The organism is Alcanivorax sp. HI0044, from assembly GCF_001634945.1.
Genome location: NZ_LWEZ01000984.1, coordinates 1 through 591, shown reverse-complemented (window position 1 = coordinate 591; position 591 = coordinate 1). Strand labels below are relative to the sequence as shown.

Sequence of the window (591 nt, the reverse complement as noted above, 5' to 3'; positions counted from 1 at the left end):
AAAAACTTCTTTAATAACTTAAAAAGAATGGCTGACACTTTGACTCAAAGTGGAGATGCCGATTCAGAACAAAGAGAAATGAAACGCTGCGCGATGCTACTTGTAGAGCGATTGCCCAAATAGGGCGCTGTTGCAAGAAGGTGAGAAGCAAACCTGGGGTCAGGTCTTGTCCCGTGCGTCAAGGTACGACGTGAAGTTCAGCTCAAGCTGACATTAAAGCTTCAGTTGAAGCGGTATTTTTCTCTGACAGGGATGTTGGAGATGAATGATGGCAAGACCGCTGAGGCTTGAGTTTGCCGGTGCGCTTTATCATGTGACGGCGAGAGGGAATCGCCGGGAAATGATCTACGAGGAACAGGGGGACAGGTCCGCCTTCCTGGAGAAGCTCTCAACGGTATGCTGTGAAGCAAACTGGCTGTGCCATGCCTACTGTTTGATGGGTAATCACTACCACCTCCTGCTGGAAACCCCGGAGGGCAATCTGGGCAGGGGGATGCGCCAGCTTAACGGCTGCTATTCACAGTATTTCAATCGCAAACATGGCCGTTGTGGCCACGTTTTCCAGGGGCGATATTCGGCTGTTCTCGTGGA

1 protein-coding gene is annotated in these 591 nt (G+C 50.8%); it reads left to right on the top strand.

The window, feature by feature from the left end; translation table 11 throughout:
• Nucleotides 1-265: 265 nt before the first annotated feature.
• A partial coding sequence (locus A3730_RS11635) for a transposase (protein WP_231883938.1) occupies nt 266-591 on the top strand: 326 nt, incomplete at its 3' end.